This window comes from Streptomyces sp. NPDC111507, assembly GCF_055638955.1.
This window is the reverse complement of record NZ_JBVKBU010000006.1, coordinates 186,487-205,708: the sequence shown is the minus strand read 5'-3', so window position 1 is coordinate 205,708 and position 19,222 is coordinate 186,487. Positions and strand designations below refer to the sequence as shown.

The window sequence follows — 19,222 nt, the reverse complement described above, 5'->3', positions numbered from 1 at the left end:
AGGCGGTGGCCCGCCCGGTCCGGGCGGGCCGGTCCGGTCACTCCATGAGGATCTCGACGAGGACGGGCTTGCCGTGCTCCTTGATGTGGGCGACCGCCTCGCGCACGGTCGGCGCGACGGCGTCGACGCGCTCCACCCGCGGCAGGGTGTGGACACCGAACGACTGGGCCAGAGTCACGAAGTCGACGGGCCGGTCGTAGAAACTGGTGGCGATGTGCGCGCGGTCGATGTCCCGGTCGCGGTTGCCCGCGATGCGCTCGGCGTGCTGGGTGGAGTTCAGATAGAGGCGGTTGTTCATGACGATCACCAGGAGCGGCACGTCGTAGGCGGCGAGAGTCCACAGCGCGCTGGGCGTGTAGAGGAAGTCGCCGTCAGCCTGCAGGTCGACGCAGAGCGTGTCGTCGCTCTGGTGGGCGAGCGCCGCGCCGATCGACGCGCCGAGGCCGTAGCCGAGGCCACCGCCGCCGTTGAGGCCCAGGTAACTGCCGGGTCGCTCCAACGGCCAGAGCTTCTTCACCCAGCCGTCGATGGTGAGGCTGCCGGTGTTGGTGAGGATCCACTCCTCGTCGCGGACCGCACGGTGGATCTCGTCGACGGCCGCGGACACGTGGATACGGTCGCGGCCCTTCGCCTCCTCGGCCTGGCGCGCCCAGTCGGCGCGGGCTTCGGTGTGCAGATCGGCGAGGGCCTTGACGCGCTGTTCGCGGCGCTCGGTGAACGCGGGCGCCGCGAACGGACCGGCCGGGTCCTCGACGACCGTACGCAGCGCGGCCACCGAGTCCGCGGTGTCGGCTGCGACGGCGCGGGTGACCGGCACGAACTGCTGGTAGTCGGCGGCCCATTTGCTGGTGAGCAGTTCGTTGAAGCCGAGGGTGACGATGTCGGCGCCGTTCGCGGGCGCTCCCTGGTCGCTGAGCGTGAGGAAGGAGCCGAGGGCGCCGACCAGGTCCTGCACCTCGAGGGCGAGGACGAGGTCGGCGTCGGACAGGAGCGTGCCCGAGGTGTGGCTGACGTTGAGCTGGTGGGTGTTGGGGAAGTTGAGCCGGTTGCCGCGGTCGACGACGGCCAGGCCCAGTGCGTCGGCGAGCGCGACCAGCTGCGCGACGGTCCCGGGGTCACGGCCCGAGAAGTCGACGACCAGGACCGGGAGTCGGGCGGCGAGCAGCCGCCCGGTCAGGTCGTCGAGGTCGGCGCCGTTCAGCGCGGGCAGCCGGGCGGCCTCGGTGGCCCGCGCGGGGAGCAGCCGTACGCCGTCCTCGAGCGGCTGCTCCTGCACGTCGAAGTCGAGCGCCACGAACACCGGCGCCTGCATCGGGGTGTTCATCAGCTTGAAGGCGCGGTAGAGGGACTCGACGGTGGCCCGCTGGCCGATGGGCTGGTCGCACCACTTCACGTAGTCCTTGACGACGGACTCGATGTTCTGCGAGGTGTGGATCCAGTCGATCCACGGGCGGCGCTTGCCGGCGTCGACGGGGCCGTTGCCACCGAGTACGAACAGCGGTACGCGGTCGCACCAGGCGTTGAAGACGGCCATCGAGGCGTGCAGCAGACCGACGTTGGCGTGCACGAACACACCCATGTGCCGGCCGCTCGCCTTGTGGTAGCCGTGCGCCACGGCCACGGCGATCTCCTCGTGGCAGGTCATGACGATCTCGGGGGCGATCTCGGCGTTGTCCGCGTGGACGAGGGAGTCGTGCACGCCGCGGAAGGACGCGCCGGGGTTGAAGGCGACCTTGTCGATGCCCTGCTGGTGCAGGAACTCCACCACCAGGTCGGAGAAGTAGGACGTCGTCATGCGTGTTCCTTCGTACGGGGCGCGGGAGCGGGGACGGGCCGCCAGGACGTGTCGCCCTCGGTGCGGCGCAGCACGGCCCAGGGTTCGGCGTGTTCGTTGACATCGAGGCCGAAGCCGGGCCCGGGGGCCGGGGTGATGGTGTTGGTGGTACGGCACACCGCCGGGGGCGGTGAGACGACCGGTTCGGGGAAGAAGCGGTCGGACTGGCCGGCCTCCACGGTGAACGCGTCGCCGTGTGCGAAGGCGAGGGCGCGGCCGGCGTTGATGAGCGGTCCGACCTCGGCGACCTGGACGCCGATCTGGAAGCCGAGGCCTGCGCGCCGGGCCAGCTCGATCACCTGCGCGGCGGTCACCGGGCCGCCGTTCTTCGCCACGCGGACGTTGAAGGCGTCGCAGGCCCCGGACTCGACGGCGGTGCGGGCGTCGTCGAGGGTGCACACCGACTCGTCGAGCAGGATGCGTAGACCGGTGCGGGCCCGCAGCCGGGCGAGTTCCGCCCAGGACCCCTTGGCCAGGGGCTCTTCGACGAGGTCGGCTCCGGCGTCGCGCAGCGCGGCCAGCTGCCCGTGGGCCTCGTCCGGGGTCCAGCTCATGTTGGCGTCGACCATGACGGGGACGGTGTCGCCGAGGCGGGCGCGGATCGCGGTGACCGTGCGCAGGTCGCGGGCGATGTCGTCGGCCGCCTTGACCTTGACGAAGTGGAAGGGACCGCGGGTGTCGAGGAACTCATCGACGTCGAGGCTGAGGTCGAGTACCTGGGAGACGGGCAGCGCGGGGCGGCGCGCGGCGGGTGCCCCTTCGGTGGGCACCAGTTCCGCCCCGCCCAGGCCCAGCCGCCTGCCCAGCAGGTCGAGCAGCGCGGTCTCCAGGAGGCAGAGCAGATTGCCGCCGCCCGCCAGGCCGAAGGTTCCTGCGACTCCAGCGTGACGCAGCCGGGCGAGGAGCGCGGCCGGTTCGGTCGAGCGGACCCGCGCGAAGATCTCGTCCAGCGGCACATGGCGAAGGGCGCCGGTCACGGTCTCGGTGGTCTCCCCGGTGACGTACGCCCTGGGGGCGCACTCCCCCAGGCCGCACGCTCCGTCGACGTCCAGGCGCAGCAGGAGGCTGTCGGAGGTGGAGCGGCGTTTGGCGGGGTGGTCGAAGGAGACCGCCATCGGCACCTCGACCCGGTACAGGACGGCCTCTGCGGCGTCAGGCATGGCGGTCCAGCCCTTGGAGGAGGGTGAACGTGGACGCCCAGTCGACGAGCCGGGCCCGTACGTCGGTGTAGAAGAGGTAGTGCTTGTCGGTGGCGAACTGGAGCAGGGCGCCGTGGCTCCCGGTCATCCCGAGGAAGGTGCGCCGCGCGTCGTCGAGGTCGATGATCGGGTCGCTGATGCCGGACACGAAGGCCGCCGGAACCGCGGGCAGCGCCCGCTCGGGCCGCATGTACAGCCGCTCCAGGTCGAGCAGCACGCTCCGGGAGCGCCGGGTCAGTTCGCGTACCGCCAGGTCGTCGTGGTCGATGAAGTGCCGGTGGCGCGCCTCGTCCGTGAAGTCCTGGGCCCTGAGCCCGGCGTCCCACGGCTCCTGGCTGGTCTCGGCCGCCAGGGTCCGCAGCTGCTCGTCGTCGAGGGTGGCGTGCAGTTTGCCCAGCCATGCCGAGCAGAAGACGGCCGCGTCGTAGCGGATGGTGAAGTCCGGGTGGTGCATGAGCGCCGCCATGAAGGAGCCGCCCAGGCAGTGCCCGAAGAGCGACAGCGGCACGCTCTCGCCGACCGCCTCCCGTACGTGCTCCAGCGCGCCCATGTAGTCGCGGATCACTGTGTCGACCCCGGGCAGGTCGTGCCGTGTGCCGCCGCTGATGCCGCTGCCGCGCCGGTCGAGGACGTAGAAGGCGATGTCGTTGTCGGCGAACTGGGGCCCGACCTCCCACAGCCAGCCGGCGTGCGACTGCAGTCCGTGGAAGTAGAAGACGGCGCCCTTCACCTGTCCGCGCGGCCGCCACAGGTGCAGCGCCAGTTCGGCGCCCTCGACGGGGATGCCCACGATCTCGCGGCGGATGTTCTGCGGCGGCCTCTTGGTCTCGATCACGTCCGAACTCCCTTGTCAGCGGCTGGATATGCGGCCGGATATGGCGGCGACGAAGTCGATGTCCTGCTGGAACGGCTTGTACTTGTACTGGGTGGCGTTGCCCGCCTGGCGGCGGCTTTCGATGTGGGCGGTGATGGCGTCGTGGGGCACGGTGACGGCCTCCAGCGCGCCGAGCCGCCCGCTGTCCCGCTTGGACGCGTACTCGATGTTGATCTCGTGCAATGCGCTGTCGACGTCGGCCGACAGGGCCTCGTCCAGTCGCGGTGACGGCTCGGGGGCCTCGGCGACGACGATGTAGTACGGGGGCTCCGCCCACCGCGGTCCGCACATGTAGAGCCCGGTGCCGAGGCCGCTGGCCGCGAGACCCCGCCGGATGGCCTCGGTGACCTGGGACTCGGTGATCTTCTCGCCGGTGAAGGAGTGGAAGATGCCGTCACGGTGGACGAAGTGGACCCACGGGGTGCCGTCCACGATCCGGTCGACGCGGTAGATGTCGCCCGTCCACAGGCGGTAGAGGCCGTTGCCCTGCGTCATGATGAGGTGGTAGTCGCGGCCGGGTTCCACCTCGTCGAACAACAGCGTGTGAACCGGCTCGCCGCTGTCGACGAGTTCACCCAGGGGCACGTCGGCGGGTACGAACTCGAAGTACGCCTGCCCCACGGCCAGCGGCTGACTGTGCGGCGAGTCGTCCACCGGGATGGTGGTGACCCCCTCCGTGCCGCAGCTCATGAACGGCATCTTGTCGACGCCGGGGAAGACCGCGTCCAGCTTGGCCGCGTACAGCCCGGCGGAGGCGGAGAGCCAGCAGGTGTAGAGGGTGAGGGAGGGCCACACGTCCTTGAGGCTGAAGTCCGGCTTGCGCAGGACGTCTTCGAGATGCCGGGCGGCCCGCTCGTCGGGTTCGGCGTACGGCCTGCCCTCCAGCGTTCCCTCGCGCAGGTCGCGCACCAGGTCCGTGCCGTGCGCGGCCAGCAGGTCCCGCAAGGAGATCAGGGTGCTCGGGTTGATCGCCGAGATGTAGTGCAGGTCCCTGCCGACGAGGTGCCGGATGCGGTGGTACATGCGGCCCTCGTGGGCGCTGGGGACGGCCGGGCCGAACCACGGCGACTCGTACCACGGCGGATTCCAGTCGCGACTGTTGATCTGCGGGTGCCGGTTGCTGACGGCCTGGTGCCCGATCCCATGCACGAAGTCGAAGACGTCCTCACGGACGGTCTGGGTGTCGAGCGTCGCGTACGGGTGGTCGAGCAGCTCCGGGTGGTACTCCAGGTATGTGCCCCACATCGCCTTCATGGCGGGGATGCGGTAGGTGAGGAGCCAGTGCAGGGTGTAGGGCACCAGCTTGGGGACTCCGGTGGTCCCGCTGGTCTTGAGCCAGCGCAGCACCGGACTGCAGGTCAGGGTTCCGCCCTTGGTACGGGTCTCGCGCTCGATCTCCGGTACGAAGTCGTCGTAGCGCATGATGGGCAGCACCGAGCGGAAGAGGCCGGGGTCGGCGGCGACGGCGTCGTAACCCCGCTCCCGCCAGTGGACCGAACCCGCGCTCATGTCGATGACGTCGGCGAGGACGCGCTGTTGTGCGACACCGGGTTGCTTCAGATCGGACAGCAACGCGTCCCGGGCCTGCCGGCACTCGTCCGCGAAGGGAGCGCGGCGGTCGTTCCAGTGTTTCTGCCAGTGCGGTATGTCCACGGCTGCTCCTGAGGATCTGTTTCTGGCTCTGGGCTCTGCTGCGGGAAAAGGAGAGAGCGGCACGTCGCAGGACGGCTCTCGAGAACCTGGCCGGGAGGAGTCAGCGGTCGATGTAGGCCATCATTCGCTCGTTGTAACGAGGGCCGGCGACCAGATCGGCGCGTACGGCGTCGTCGATCTCGGCGAGCGTGTCCACGCCGAGCGCCACCGTGGCGGAGCGGGTGTTCTCCTCCAGGTACGTACGCCGCTTGGTGCCCGGGATGGGGACGATGTCGTCGCCCTGGTGCAGCGCCCAGGCGATGGCGAGCTGGGCCGGGGTGAGGCCGTGGCGCTCCGCGACCTCCCGGATCTTCGCGGCGATCGCCATGTTCTGGTCGTAGTTGACGCCCTGCAGACGCGGGTCGTGGTGCCGGAAGTCGTCGTCCGGGTAGTCCTCGGCGCGCTGTACGCCACCGGTCAGGAAGCCCCGGCCGAGCGGGCAGAAGCCGACGAGGCCGATGCCGAGTTCCCGCAGGAGCGGCAGGACCCCGTCCTCCAGGTTCCGCTCCCAGACCGAGAACTCGCTCTGCACGACGGACAGCGGGTGGACGGCGTGGGCGCGACGGATGGTCTTCTCGCCGGCCTCGCACAGTCCCAGATAGCGGACCTTGCCCTGCCGTACGAGGTCGGCCATGGTGCCGACGACATCCTCGATCGGCACCTTCGGGTCGACGCGGTGCTGGTAGAGCACGTCGATGTAGTCGGTTCCGAGGCGCTTCAAGGAGGCCTCGACGACCTCGACGATGTGCTCGGGACGGCTGTCGGCCTCGGCCGTCGTGCCGTCCTTCAGCTTCATCGGGAAGCCGAACTTCGTGGCGATGAGGGCCTGTTCACGGCGGCCCGCGAGGGCGCGGCCGAGCAGCACCTCGTTGTCGTGAGGACCGTAGGCCTCGGCGGTGTCGAAGAGGGTGTAGCCCAGTTCCAGTGCCCGGTGGACGGTGGCGACCGACTCACGGTCGTCCGTGGCGCCGTACCACTGGCTCATGCCCATGCAGCCGAGGCCGAGCTCTGAGACCTCCAGCCCCTGACGGCCCAGCTTCCTGGTGGTGAGCATGCCTGCTCCTTCGCACTCGGTGGTGGGGATCGCGTCGCAACTGAAGCACATAGATGTACTGGAGTTCAATAGTCGACTCCAGGTCACCGGAATCCCTCGGGGAGAACCGATGGAAGCACGGACGCCTCGTGCGCAAAGGCACCGTCAAAATCCGCTCATGTGGCGTTTGTTACACAGGATCCCTCTGCCATGACCCGCCCTTAACGACACCTTCATCAAAAGGACTTCGGATCAAGTTTGTTCTTCGGTATAGATTTGGACTACTGACTCGTCAGGAAGGCGCGGATGTGAACACAGTCGAACCGATCGCGATCATCGGCATGGGATGCAGGTTCCCCGGGGCACCAGGGGTGGAGGAGTTCTGGAAACTGCTGGAGAGCAACACCGATGCCGTCGTACCGGTGCCGCGGGCCAGGTTCGACGTCGCCGCCTGGTACGACCCACGGCCCGGCACGCCCGACCGGCTGATCTCCCGTCATGGCGGCTTCCTGGATGGCGTGTTCGACTTCGACGCCGCCTTCTTCGGGATATCGCCGCGTGAGGCACGCACCATGGACCCGCAGCAGCGCCTGCTCCTGCACGTCGTGTGGGAGGCGTTCGAAGACGCCGGCATCCCACCCTCCACGGTCCGCGGCAGCGGCACCGGGGTGTTCGTCGGACAGGCGACCGCCGAATACGGCGACGCGACGGGGCCCTCGGCCACGGCGGACGTGCGCGCCATCGCGGGCAGCAGGCTGCGCGCCGTCACCGCCGGCCGCGTCTCCCACGCCTTCGACCTGCGCGGGCCCAGCCTGGTGCTGGACACCGCCTGCTCGTCCTCCCTGGTCGCCCTGCACAGCGCACGCCAGAGCCTGCTCACCGGCGAGTGCGAACTGGCCGTCGCCGCCGGGGTCAACACGATCCTCACGCCCACCGACGCGGTCGCCTACTCCCAGGGGCGGATGCTCGCGCCGGACGGCCGGTGCAAGTTCGGCGACAGCTCCGCGAACGGCTTCGTGCGCAGCGAGGGCGTGGGCACAGTCCTGCTCAAGCGGCTGTCCGACGCCCTCACGGACGGCGATCCGGTGCACGCACTGCTGCTGGGCAGCGCCGTGACCAACGACGGCGACGGCAGCGGCCTGCTCCTGCAGCCCGCGGTGTCCGGGCAGGTGGCGATGGTCCGCTCCGCGTGGCGCAGCGCCGGGGTGAGCGGGTCCCAGGTGGACTACGTGGAGGCGCACGGCACCGGGACGACCGTCGGTGACGGGGTGGAACTGCGGGCGCTGGCCGAAGCGTTGGGGGCCGAGGACAATGCCGGGGCACCACTGCTGGTGGGCTCGGTGAAGACCAACATCGGCCATGCCGAGGCCGCCGCCGGCATCGCGGGCCTCATCAAGACGGTGCTCGTGGCCAAGCACCGCACGGTGCCCGCCTCGCTCCACCTGACGTCACCCCACCCCCAGCTCACGGAGCCCGGCTTCCCCATCACGGTGGCGGACCGCAACACGCCACTGCGCCCCAGGGGCGACCGCGCGGTGCTCGGAGTGAGTTCGTTCGGCCTGTCGGGGACCAACGCGCACGCGGTGATAGGCGAGTACGTCCCCGCAGCGGCACCGCTCCCGGACACCGGCACACCGCGGTCGGCCGAGGACGCGGGCCCGCACCTGCTCGTCCTCAGCGCCCGCACCCCCACGGCCCTGCGCCGGCTGGCCGCCCGCCACGCCGGGCATCTGGGGCCGGACGGGCCCGGCCGCGGCCACCGGCTGCGCGACATCTGCCGCTCGGCTGCGACGGGCCGGGACGCACACCCCTTCCGTCTGTGGGCCGTCGGCCACTCGCACGACGCCCTGGCCGACGTACTGCGCGCCCTGGCGGCGGATCAGCCCACGCCCGACGGCGGGATGCACGAGGCGGGCTTCGACGGTCCGCGCGAGGTCGCCTTCGTCTTTTCCGGGCAGGGTTCGCAGTGGCGCGGCATGGGCCGGGAACTGCTGCGGACCTCCGACGCCTTCCGCGCGGCACTGACGGAGTGCGACGCGGCGGTGCGCGAGGAGCTCGGCTGGTCGGTCGTGGACCTGCTGCTGGACGACGGTGCGGAGCTCGCCGACGTGGTCGAGAAGGTGCAGCCCGCCTTGTGGGCCGTGGAGGTCGCACTCGCGGCCCACTGGCGCGGCATGGGGGTGGAACCGGATCTGGTCGTCGGACACAGCATGGGAGAGGCCGTGGCCGCGTGCGTGGCCGGTGCCCTGTCCGTGCGGGACGCGGCGCGGGTGATCTGCCGCCGCAGCAGCCTGATGCAGCGCCTCGCGGGCCGCGGCGCGATGCTCGCCACGGAGCTGTCGCCCACCGCGGCGCACGAGCTCGTCGCCGCGTATGGCGACGACGTGTGCGTGGCGGTGGAGAACTCGCCCAGCGCCACCGTGCTGGCCGGCGACGCCGTCGTACTGGACAAGATCGCCGGCGAGTTGGAGCGGCGCGACGTCCTGTGCCGCAGGGTCAAGGTCAACGTCGCCTCCCACTCCCCTCTCATGGACGAGATACGCGACGACCTGCTGGCACGGCTGGCGGACGTGGAGCCGGCGGCGTCGCGGACGGAGATGGTCTCCACCGTCCGGTGCGCTTCCGTGCGGGGCGCCGACCTAGACGCGGGCTACTGGGTGGACAATCTGCGCCGTCCGGTGCGCTTCGCCGAAACCGTGCGGCAGCTCGCCGAGACCCGGGACGTGATCTTCGTTGAGGTCAGCCCGCATCCGTTGCTGGCCCAGGCGATCGACGACGTGCAGAGCGCGGCCGGCGTGGCGCCGAAGGTGGTGACCACGCTGGTCCGGCTGCAGAGCGAGGCGACGGCGACCGCCCGTGCGATGGGCCGGGCGTTCGCCCTCGGCGCCCGGGTCGACTGGCGGCGCTGGTACGGCGACGACAACCGCCGAATACCGCTGCCTTTGTACACGTGGGATGCGGAGGACCACCGCGTCGAGAGTGTCCCGTCGACGGCTCCGGTGCGGTTGTACGAACGTCAGGTCCGGCTGTCGCGGCTGGGCGTCGCGGACCTGGACACGGGTGTGTCGGTGCGCGGACTGTCCCCCGTGCCGCCCGCGGTGTTTCTGCAGGCTGTTGCCGAGGCGGTGCGCGACCTGGTCGGCGAAGGACCGGTCGAGCTGCTCGACACCCGCATCGGTGCCGGGCTGCCGCTCCTGTCCGACGCTCCGCGGACCACCGTGCGGATCCGGTTGGATCGATCGGCCGGGGCGACGGACCCGCAGGCCAGGGAGAAGCAACCCCTCGCAGGAGAGGGGGAGTTCACCTTCGCGGTCGAGGTGGTCTCCGAGGAGTCCGGCGCGTCCGCCCTGTGCGTGGCGGGAACCGCACGGGCGGCGGCGACACCGGCCCACGCCTCCGGGCTCGCCCCGCTGGACGGCGCGCTGACCCGGTGCGGCGAGTACGTGCCTGGCGCCGAGTTCTACCGGCGGGCGGAGGCCCGCGGGTACTCCGTCGCTCCGGCGCTGCGCACCGTACGGCAGGTGTGGCGGCGGGAGGGCGAGGCGGTGGCGCGGTTGCACGCGCCCTCGGGTGCGGTGAGCGGCGCTCTGGAGGCCGGTCTGCTGGCCATGCTGGGAGCCTGGCCGCACTCCACGGCGGCGGACGACCCGACGCGGGCCCATCTGCCCCTTTCCTTCGCCCGCGTCCTGCTGGCCGACGCACCCGGCGGCGAGTACTGGAGCACGGCCCGCTCGGCCCCCGAAGCCGACCGGGACCGTACGCGCTGCGATGTCCTGCTCACCGCGCCGGACGGGCGCGTGCTCGCCGAGTTCGAGGGCATCTCGATGGTCCGGCCGCCGGGTCGCTCCGACGCGGGGCACCACGCATCCGACGCGATGACGGCTGCCGTCGCGGCGCTTCCTCCCGTCGAGCGGGCTCCCCTGCCGAAACCGGGGGCCGGCCGGTCGCACGCCTCCCGTCCGCCCGCGGAGCGCCTCTTCATCCATACCGCGACGATGCTCGGCACCACCGTCGACCGGGTCGATCCACGGCGGTCACTGCGCGACCTGGGCCTCGACTCGCTGATGGCGACCCAGCTCAGGCGCATCCTGCACCGGGAACTCGGGGTGGATCTCCCGACCAGCCGTCTGCTGGGCAACGAGAGCGCCGCCGCCATAGCGGCCGACCTCCGCGAGGAAGCGGCGCCCGAGCCTCAGAGCCACTGAGGCCCGCCCAGGGGCGACCAGGTCGCCCTCAGCCGGAGCGGTCGTACCGCGCTGCACGCGGTGCGACCGCTCCGGCGTTCAACCCGTCACGTACCGCACCTAGAACCGCAATGCATTAATGGACTACGGTATACCGATACGGTCGCCGTGGACCCGGTCTCTTGGCACGACGGTAGGGATGCCCGTCGTCGACTCCGAAGGTTCGCGAAGACGTCCGGTCGGAGCCGAGAGAAAGAGAGAGCCGATGACGGTTGAGAATTCCCAGCCCGTACGTCCCCCCGGCCGGCGGGAACGGAGCAGGCAGCGCATGCACGACCGCCTGTACACGGCAGCTCTGGAGCTCTTCGCCGAGCAGGGGTACGAACGCACGACGATCGACCAGATCGCGGAACGCGCCGATGTCGCCCGGGGAACGTTCTTCAATCACTTCCAGCGCAAGGAAGACGTCGTCACGACGTGGGCGGAGCAGCGCCAGGACGACCTGCGGGCCTTCATGGACAAGTCGCTCTCGCACAAGGACGACGACGCCACCGTCCAGTTGGAGCGGTGCATGGCCGCCCTGGCCGATTTCAACGAAGCCGAGCCGGACCTCACCCGGGTGATGCTGACCGCCTGGGTCAGATCGGGCCAGCCCCTCCTCGAGGAGCCCGACTACGCGGGGCACGTCTTCACCCGGGTCATCACGATGGGGCAAACCCGCGGGGACATCGCCCGCGACATCGACCCGGTGGTGGCGGGCAACATGCTGCGCGACGCCTACCTGGGGCTTCTCTACCGCTGGACGCAGGCCGCCGACGGCAGGGCCCCCCTGCACGTCGAACTGCGCGCCCTCCTGCGGATCACGCTCACCGGTGTCCTCTCCTGGACCCGCACCTCGAACGCACCCCTCCGGGACCGCTGACGGCACCGGCCGCAACGAGCGAACCCCGCCTCCGGTATCCGGGGGCGGGGTTCTGTGGAGCGCCGGGCAGGCCTTGCACCTGCATCTCCCCGCAGGAAGCGGGGCGTCTTTCCTTGGACCACCAACGCGAGGCCTGCCGCCGAGACTTCCGGCGGTCTGCTCAAGATCAATCATAGCGCATTCCAAGCCGCCGCCGGCGCACGCGTCAGACGGCCGACGGCCGGGCGTACTGGAGCAGGTGGTCGGCCAGCAGGTGCAGAACCGCTTGGCTGTGGTCGCTGTTGCGGTCGACGAGCCAGGTCATGTTCAGGCCGTCGATCACCGAGTGCACGTATCGCGCGAGGATCGGCACGGGCTGCGTCCACTCGATCCCGGCGTTGTCCGCGGCCAGTTCGAGCAGGGAGGCGAAGGCGGCCAGGAAGATCTCGTACTGTCTCCGGGCGATGTTCTCGAAGCCGGGATTGCGCAGCGCGTACTGGGTGAGCTCGTAACTGATCTGATGCTCGCCGGGGTTGGCCTCGAACCCCTTCCAGAACGCGTGCAGGCTGTCGAGGACGCTGTCGCGGATGTCCCTGTGCGGCGCGAACAGGCCCCGGACCTCGGCGACGTAGCGCTCGGTGAGGGTCTCGGTGACGCGTTCGAGGAGCTGCGCCCTGGAGTCGAAGCAGTAGTGGAAGGCCCCGAGGGTCATACCGGCCTCGTTGACGATCGCACGGGTGGTGGCCTTGGCCACGCCGTCACGCGTCATGACCCGGATCGCGGCCTCGAGGAGCTCGGCCCTCCGGTCGCTCGCCGCCATACGGGACACACGATCTCCCCTCTTCACCTGCGGGTTCGTCCGCCAGGATAGCCAGACCCTCGGGCCACGCGTCGGCTCGGAGTTCGGATCCGCGGAGAAGTAAGTCAAGCGTCCAAGACTCTTGACTTACTTCTACGCGGTGAGCGACCGTAGCGGAACCCGACGCCTGGCACGAGCCCCCTCAGGAGGCGGAAGTGCGACCGCAAGCCACTGTCGTTCTGGACGGATTCGGCACACTGGAGTCCCTGCGCTGGCACGACGGCGCGCTGTGGTTCTGCGACTTCGCCCACGGGACGGTGCACCGCTGGGACACCCGCGGGGAGCCGGAGACCGTGCTGGAGGTCCCCGGCCGGGCCGGCGGCCTCGGCTGGCTGCCCGACGGACGGATGCTGGTCGTCTCGATGGACGGACGCCGCGTCCACCGCCAGGAACCGGACGGCTCCCTGGTCGTGCACGCGGACCTCGGGGACATCGCCGGCGGCCCGGTCAACGACATGCTCGTCGACGAGCAGGGGCGCGCCTACGTGGGCAATTTCGGCTTCGACTACCACGGCTTCGTCCGACAGCGGCCCAACGCCATGCTCTACGCACCGCCGGGCCCGCCCAGGGCGCCGCTCGCCTGCCTGTCACCGGAGGGCGAACTGCTGGGCCTGAGCGAGCCGTTGGTGTTCCCCAACGGCTGCTTCCTCATCGACGAGGGCCGGACCCTGCTGGTCGCCGAGACACTGGCGATGCGGCTCACCGCGCTGCCCGTCCTGCCGGACGGACGGCTCGGCCCGCCACGCCCCTGGGCTCCGCTGGTCCCGGCCTGGCTGTGGAAGTCCCTCAACAGTCCCGGGCCGCGCGGCCGGATCACCCGGCGGGTCTCGTCCCTGCTGGACCACCAGGCGATCGCCGACCGCTCCGACACCCCCATCGCCCCGGACGGCATCGCGCCGGGCAAGGACGGCACGGCCTGGGTCGCCAACGCGCTGCGCGGCGAGTGCGTCCGGGTCGGCCCCGGGGGCACGATCCTGGACCGCGTCGCCACCAGCCAACGTACGCTCAGCTGCCTGGTCGCGGGCCCGCGCGGCGACACCCTGTACGCCGCCACCGTCCCCACCGACGACCCGGAGCGCGCGGCACAGCTCGACGGCGCACGGCTGGAGGCGTACGTCCTGCCGTCCTGACCGCGGACGCACGGGCCGCCCCGACAGTCGGCCCGCCCCCTCCGCTCGCGGACACGCGCCCTCCGTCCACGGGGCCACCCCCCGCCCGCCTCCTGGGAGTTCACATGCACGGACACCGAAAGGGCGACGGCGCCCACCACACTTCGTACCGCGCCCACGAGGACACTTCGTACGGCGACGACGACACCTCGTACGGCAGCGGCGGCGCTTGTCAGGGCAGGCCTCGATGAGCGTCGTCCTGGTGACCGGCGCGGCCAGTGGCATCGGCGCCGCCACCGCGCGCGAGGCGGTGCGCCGCGGTCACCGGGTCGCCCTCGCCGACATCGACCTGACCGGTGCCACCCGCCTCGCCGACCGACTCGGCCCCGCCGCCTGCGCGATCCCCCTCGACATCCGTGACGGGGACGCCTGGGAGGAGGCCTTCGACGCCGTCGCGTCCCGGCTCGGCCCCGTCGGGGTTCTCGTCAACAACGCCGGGATCATCCATACCGGATACGCACGCCAGTTGTCCCTGGAACAGCACCGCCACATGGTCGAGGTCAACCTGCTCGGGCCGATGACCGGGACGCTGACCGCGCTGCCCCGGATGCGCGCCCAGGGGCACGGGCACATCATCACGGTCTGCAGCATGACCTCGTTCCTGCCGCTGTCCGGTTACACCACCTACGGCGCGACCAAGCACGGGCTGCGCGCCTTCCACCACAGCGTGGCGATCGAGGAACGGGGCGGGCCGGTGACGTTCAGCATCATCCACCCGCCCGGCACTCGGACGCCGATGCTGGAGCAGGAGATGGCCGACCCCAGCGCGGTGATCACCTTCGCCGAGAAGCCCCTCACCCCCGAGAAGGTCGCCTCGGTCATCGTCGACGCGATCGTGAAGAAGCCGGTCGAAGTCGTCCACCCCGCCGTCGGCGGACGCGTTCAGCGGGTCGCCGGGGTGTTCCCCCGGCTGATGCGCTTCGTGATCCCCAGGGTGGCGGCCATGGCGGAACGCCGCAGCAGGAGCATCGCCCCGGCCACGGCCGTGGTGCGCGAGCGAGGAGACAACAACCGATGACCACCGACACCGCCACCACGCCGGCCCGGTCCGCCCCCGCGGAACAGGGGCGCTTCGACCGGTTGCGGACGGCGACCGCGGGCCTGGAGCCGCCCTTCGGCGTCATCGATCTGGACGCCTTCGACGCCAACGCCGTCGACCTCGAACGCCGCGCGGGCGGCAAACCGATACGGCTCGCGAGCAAGTCGCTGCGCTCGCGCGCCCTCATCCGCCGGGCTCTCGCCCGCCCCGGCTTCCAGGGCATCCTCGGCTTCACGCTGCCCGAAGCCCTGTGGCTGGCCGAGGAGTTCGAGGACATCGTCGTCGGCTACCCCACCACCGACGCCACCGCGCTGCGCCGGCTGGCCGCCGACGACCAGCTCGCCTCCCGGATCACCCTGATGGTGGACTCCGTCGAGCACCTCGACCTCGTGGACGCGGCGACCGGCCCCCGGCAGACCCGCGTCCGGGTCTGCCTGGAGCTGGACGCCGCCCTGCGCCTGGCGGGCGGCCGTCTCCACCTCGGGCCGCGCAGGTCCCCGGTGCACACGCCGCGGGAGGCGGCCGCGTTCGCGCGCGAGGTCGCGGCCCGTCCGGGCTTCGAACTGACCGGGATCATGGGGTACGAGGGCCAGGTCGCCGGCCTCGGAGACAACCAGCCCGGTTCGCTGCTCAAGCGGGCCGTCGTGCGCGCGATGCAGCGTTCCTCCGTCGAGGAACTGCGCCACCGACGGGAGGCCGCGGTCGCCGCCGTACGTGCCGTCACCCCGCTGCGGTTCGTCAACGGCGGCGGCACCGGCAGCCTGGAGACCACCACGCGGGAGGACGCCGTGACCGAGCTCGCGGCGGGCTCCGGCCTGTACGGTCCCGGGCTCTTCGACTTCTACCGGTCCTTCCGGCCCGCCCCCGCCGCGTACTTCGTGCTGCCCGTCGTACGCCGCCCCTCCCCGAAGATCGCGACGCTCCTGGGCGGCGGATGGATCGCGTCAGGGCCGCCCGGCAAGGACCGGCTGCCCACCCTGGCCTGGCCCCCCGGCCTGCGCGTCACCGCCACCGAAGCGGCGGGCGAGGTGCAGACCCCGCTGCTCGGCAAGCCCGCGCAGGTCCTGCGCATCGGAGACCGGGTGTGGCTGCGGCACGCCAAGGCCGGTGAACTGTGCGAGCGGGTCGGCGAACTCCACCTGGTCAGCGGCGGCGAGGTGGTCGACACCGTACCGACGTACCGGGGCGAGGGCCGGCACTTCCTGTGACGGCCCGTCCTCCGGTCAAGGTGACACCATGACCCGCGTCGCCGACCGAACCGTCCTGATCGTCGGTGCCTCCTCGGGCATCGGCGCGGAGGTGGCACGCCGACTCGCGCACCACGGCAACCGGCTGGTCATCACGGCGCGGCGGGCCCCCGAACTCGCCTCCGTGGCCCAGGAGATCCGAGCCGCGGGCAGCGCCTGTCTGGACATCGCCGCCGACGCCCTGGACCCGGGGGCGGCCTCCGCCGTGGTGGCCGCGTGCGTCGCGGAGTACGGATCCGTCGACATCGCGCTCCTCAACGCCGGCCAGGGACCGGACATGTCCATGGACCAGGTCACCGTCGCCGACGTCGCACGGATCACGGCCCTGAACTACGACGTCGTCGTCCACTACCTCGTCCCGCTGATCGCACAGATGAAGACCCAGCGCGACGGAGGCCTGATCGCCCACACCAACTCACTGGCCGGCCTGATGGGCATCCCCCGCCAGGGCCCCTACTCCGCCGCGAAGGCCGCTGCCCGCACCCTCATCGACACCGCACGCGTCGAACTCGCGCCCCACGGCGTCCGGTTCACCAGCATCCACCCGGGCTTCGTCGCAACCGACCGCGTCGGCGCCGACGGTCTCCCCAAGCCCTTCCAGGTCAGCCAGAACCGGGCGGCACGACACGTCGTACGCGCCCTGGAAAGGGAACCGGCACAGGCGTACTTCCCCTGGACCACGACCGCCCTGGTCCGCACCCTGCGCGCTCTCCCCACACCGCTCTCCGCCCTGATACTCCGAAAACTGGCCTCGCTCTAGGGGCTGGAGTGGCTCCAGGGTTCGATGACGAGGCGTTCCACGAGGCCGCCGCGGAGCGTGAACCGGTAGCGCAGGTCGACGGTTCCGCCGGGGAAGTCGCCTTCGAGGTGGTGCGTGGCGGTGCAGTAGCTCGCGTCGGGACGGCTGGGACGGCTGAGGGGGATGCCGCCGAGGGAGTCCATGAGCCGGGCCAGTGCCGCGTCCTGGGAGATGCCGGCGTCGTGGGCGATCCTGGCGACGAGGTTGTCGGCCGTGGTGGTCTGGACGAAGCCGGGCGAGACGGTGTTGACGCGGACGCCGTGCGGGGCGACCTCGTTGGCGAGGCCCTTGCTGTAGGTGGTCAGGGCGGCGGTGTAGGCGAGGGTTCCGTTCCACAGCGGCATGCGGCGCTGGATCGATGCGCCATGCACGAGGGCGCCCTTTCCGGCCACGATCATGCCGGGCAGCAGTCCGCGGTACAGGCGGACGGCGGCCGGCAGGTTGACGTTCAGTTCCCTGGCCCAGTCGTCCTCGCCGAGTGCCGCGAAGCCCCCGGCGGGCGCCTCGGAGCCGCCGAGGGTGTTGACCAGGATGTCGACACCTCCGAGCCGGGCCTCCACCTCACCGACCACCCGTGCGGCGCCGTCGGCCGTGGACGGGTCGGCGGCGATGAACATCTTCTCCTCGACCTCGTCGGGACCGAGGCGGGCGGCGACGAGTACGGTCGCCCCGGCCTCGGCGAGGCGTCGGGCGATGGCCGCTCCGGTGCCTTTGGCGCCGCCGGTGACCAGGGCTCGACGGACCTCGAGGGATTCGCCGTGGCGAGCCGCATCAGGCTGGAGGACCGGGAGCGCCCGCTGTCCACGACGGTGGAACACGTGGGCGAGCGGTGGACGCTGCTGATCCTCCACGACGCCTTCGTCTTCACGGCGGGCCCGGCGGCGAGCCCCGCCGTGCGCGACCGCTACCCGAACGGGTCGAAGACGGAGAGGTGAGCTGCCCCGGCGGCCGATGACCGTCCCCGCGACCGCTCAGCCGGGCGGAAGGGGGCGATGGCCGGGCGGCGCGTCCCGCGGGGGCAGCTCGCGTCCCAGGCGGGCGAGTGGGGACAGGGCCATCAGCGCCGGGGACAGCATCATGGCGGCGGCCGTCACCAGGAGGCTGGTGCGCGGACCCCACTCCCCCGCGAGAAGGCCGCCGAGCAGTGAGCCGAGTGGGGCGGCCCCCATGCCGACGAACGTGATCGTCGCGGCCACGCGGCCCTGCATCCCGTCCGGGGTGACAGCCTGCCGCACGGCCATGACCGTGACGTTCACCAGTTGGCCGAAGGTCCCGAACACGAAGTTGACCGCGACGAGCGAGACGATCGTCACCGCGGAGGGACCGCTCAGCGCGGGCACGCACAGCATCACGCCGTCGCCGAGCGCCGCCGCCGACACGAGCACCACGCCATGACCGAACCGGCCCGGGAGCCGGGCGGCCAGCACGAAACCCAGGAGCGCGCCCGGCCCCGTGGCGGCGAGTGTCAGCCCCACGACGCTGCCCGACAGGTGCAAGTCCCGTGGCAGGAAGAGCAGATAGCCGGTCATCATCGCCGCGAAGGAGAACTGGAAGGCGGCCGAGGCCAGGCCCACGGTCCGCAGCGAGGTGTCCCCGGCGACGAAACGCAGGCCCTCGTGGATCCGGCGCCAGATCCGAGGGGCCGGTCCCGACGGCTCGGGGACCGATTCGCGGCGCCGGATCCGCCGGATCGAAAGGAACGACCCCGCGAAGGACAGGGCGCAGGACGCGGCGGCGATCGGCGCCGACAGAAGGGACACCAGCGCGCCGCCCAGGGCGGGGCCGACGATCTGTGCCGCCGAGCGGCTGCCCTCGATCGCGCTGGTGGCCCGCGTCAACCGGTCGCGCTCCACCAGTCGTACGAGAGAGGCCTGGTACGCCACGTCGAAGAACACCGACAGGGCCCCGACCGTGAAGGCGACCACAAGGAGTGCCGGCAGGCCGAGCCCGCCGAGGAGTCCGGCCAGGGCGGCACCGCCCAGCACCAGGGCCCGGCCGAGGTCCGCCCACACCATCACCGTGCGGGTCCGCCATCGGTCCACCCACGCGCCGACGAGGAGCGCGAGCAGCAGGGTCGGCGCCTGCCCCACCGCGCGGAGGACGCCCAGCCGGCCGGCATCGGCGTCGAGTGTGAGAACCGCGATCAGCGGAAGGACCACCAGGCTCGCGTGTTCGCCGAGTTGGGAGGCCGTCTGTCCCACCCACAGCCGGCGGAAGTCGGCGTCGCGCCGGAGGGACGGCGGAACAGGACGCCCCGAGCCGGACACGGAGGAAGACGACGAGGCTGAGGACGAGGAGGAAGACGAAGACGACGAAGAGGACGGACAGGAGGAAGCGTCCGGCACAGGAAACCCCTTGGGTCGCGCAAGACAGAGCCCGCCACCCGGCGCAC

General features: G+C 71.3%; 15 protein-coding genes. 7 read left to right on the top strand and 8 right to left on the bottom strand.

Annotation, left to right across the window (positions count from 1 at the left end):
* Positions 1 to 37: 37 nt before the first annotated feature.
* The 5 genes from ACZ7M2_RS25180 to ACZ7M2_RS25160 all read right to left on the bottom strand — a co-directional run bounded on the left by ACZ7M2_RS25180 (position 38) and on the right by ACZ7M2_RS25160 (position 6,653).
* A complete protein-coding gene (locus tag ACZ7M2_RS25180) occupies positions 38 to 1,795 on the bottom strand; it encodes a thiamine pyrophosphate-binding protein (protein WP_471597161.1) in 1,758 nt (585 codons plus the stop codon).
* On the bottom strand, positions 1,792 to 2,994 hold the full coding sequence (locus tag ACZ7M2_RS25175) for a mandelate racemase/muconate lactonizing enzyme family protein (RefSeq protein ID WP_471597160.1): 1,203 nt from the start codon (positions 2,992 to 2,994) through the stop codon (positions 1,792 to 1,794). Before ACZ7M2_RS25175 ends, ACZ7M2_RS25180 begins: the two co-directional genes overlap by 4 nt.
* Positions 2,987 to 3,868 carry an alpha/beta hydrolase gene (locus ACZ7M2_RS25170; protein ID WP_471597159.1) on the bottom strand — a complete coding sequence of 294 codons (882 nt, stop codon included), beginning with the start codon at positions 3,866 to 3,868 and terminating at the stop codon, positions 2,987 to 2,989. The genes ACZ7M2_RS25175 and ACZ7M2_RS25170 overlap by 8 nt, the downstream gene beginning before the upstream one ends.
* 15 nt (positions 3,869 to 3,883) lie before the next feature.
* Complete coding sequence (locus tag ACZ7M2_RS25165) at positions 3,884 to 5,560, bottom strand: GH3 family acyl-acid amido synthetase (RefSeq protein WP_471597158.1); 1,677 nt, start codon at positions 5,558 to 5,560, stop codon at positions 3,884 to 3,886.
* Positions 5,561 to 5,660: 100 nt separating this feature from the next.
* Positions 5,661 to 6,653, bottom strand: a complete 993-nt coding sequence (locus tag ACZ7M2_RS25160) for an aldo/keto reductase (protein WP_067372710.1) — start codon at positions 6,651 to 6,653, stop codon at positions 5,661 to 5,663.
* A gap of 287 nt (positions 6,654 to 6,940) precedes the next feature.
* Here ACZ7M2_RS25160 and ACZ7M2_RS25155 point away from each other — a divergent pair, with 287 nt between their 5' ends.
* Together ACZ7M2_RS25155 and ACZ7M2_RS25150 are read left to right on the top strand one after the other, a co-directional pair.
* Positions 6,941 to 10,837 (top strand): type I polyketide synthase, encoded by a 3,897-nt coding sequence (locus ACZ7M2_RS25155; RefSeq protein WP_471597157.1) that lies wholly within the window; start codon positions 6,941 to 6,943, stop codon positions 10,835 to 10,837.
* Between the two features lie 307 nt (positions 10,838 to 11,144).
* A complete protein-coding gene (locus tag ACZ7M2_RS25150) occupies positions 11,145 to 11,738 on the top strand; it encodes a TetR/AcrR family transcriptional regulator (protein WP_471597156.1) in 594 nt (197 codons plus the stop codon).
* A gap of 205 nt (positions 11,739 to 11,943) precedes the next feature.
* Here the strand turns inward: ACZ7M2_RS25150 and ACZ7M2_RS25145 are convergent, their stop codons facing one another.
* Positions 11,944 to 12,537 carry a TetR/AcrR family transcriptional regulator gene (locus ACZ7M2_RS25145; RefSeq protein WP_403687203.1) on the bottom strand — a complete coding sequence of 198 codons (594 nt, stop codon included), beginning with the start codon at positions 12,535 to 12,537 and terminating at the stop codon, positions 11,944 to 11,946.
* 194 nt (positions 12,538 to 12,731) lie between these two features.
* Here ACZ7M2_RS25145 and ACZ7M2_RS25140 point away from each other — a divergent pair, with 194 nt between their 5' ends.
* The 5 genes from ACZ7M2_RS25140 (at position 12,732) to ACZ7M2_RS25120 (ending at position 16,791) form a co-directional block, all read left to right on the top strand.
* Positions 12,732 to 13,706, top strand: coding sequence for an SMP-30/gluconolactonase/LRE family protein (locus tag ACZ7M2_RS25140; protein ID WP_471597155.1), 975 nt, complete (start codon positions 12,732 to 12,734; stop codon positions 13,704 to 13,706).
* A 104-nt stretch (positions 13,707 to 13,810) separates the two neighbouring features.
* The gene (locus ACZ7M2_RS25135) at positions 13,811 to 13,936 is read left to right on the top strand and encodes a hypothetical protein (RefSeq protein ID WP_471597154.1); all 126 of its coding nucleotides are present in this window, start codon (positions 13,811 to 13,813) and stop codon (positions 13,934 to 13,936) included.
* The gene (locus tag ACZ7M2_RS25130; protein WP_471597153.1) at positions 13,933 to 14,763 is read left to right on the top strand and encodes an SDR family NAD(P)-dependent oxidoreductase; all 831 of its coding nucleotides are present in this window, start codon (positions 13,933 to 13,935) and stop codon (positions 14,761 to 14,763) included. Before ACZ7M2_RS25135 ends, ACZ7M2_RS25130 begins: the two co-directional genes overlap by 4 nt.
* Positions 14,760 to 15,992 (top strand): amino acid deaminase/aldolase, encoded by a 1,233-nt coding sequence (locus tag ACZ7M2_RS25125; protein WP_471597152.1) that lies wholly within the window; start codon positions 14,760 to 14,762, stop codon positions 15,990 to 15,992. The genes ACZ7M2_RS25130 and ACZ7M2_RS25125 overlap by 4 nt, the downstream gene beginning before the upstream one ends.
* Before the next feature lie 28 nt (positions 15,993 to 16,020).
* Complete coding sequence (locus ACZ7M2_RS25120; RefSeq protein ID WP_471597151.1) at positions 16,021 to 16,791, top strand: SDR family NAD(P)-dependent oxidoreductase; 771 nt, start codon at positions 16,021 to 16,023, stop codon at positions 16,789 to 16,791.
* On the opposite strand, the gene ACZ7M2_RS25115 is transcribed toward ACZ7M2_RS25120, so the two are convergent.
* Positions 16,788 to 17,648 (bottom strand): oxidoreductase, encoded by an 861-nt coding sequence (locus tag ACZ7M2_RS25115; protein WP_471597150.1) that lies wholly within the window; start codon positions 17,646 to 17,648, stop codon positions 16,788 to 16,790. The genes ACZ7M2_RS25120 and ACZ7M2_RS25115 overlap by 4 nt on opposite strands.
* Before the next feature lie 153 nt (positions 17,649 to 17,801).
* Complete coding sequence (locus tag ACZ7M2_RS25110; protein WP_471597149.1) at positions 17,802 to 19,097, bottom strand: MFS transporter; 1,296 nt, start codon at positions 19,095 to 19,097, stop codon at positions 17,802 to 17,804.
* Between the last annotated feature and the right edge of the window lie 125 nt (positions 19,098 to 19,222).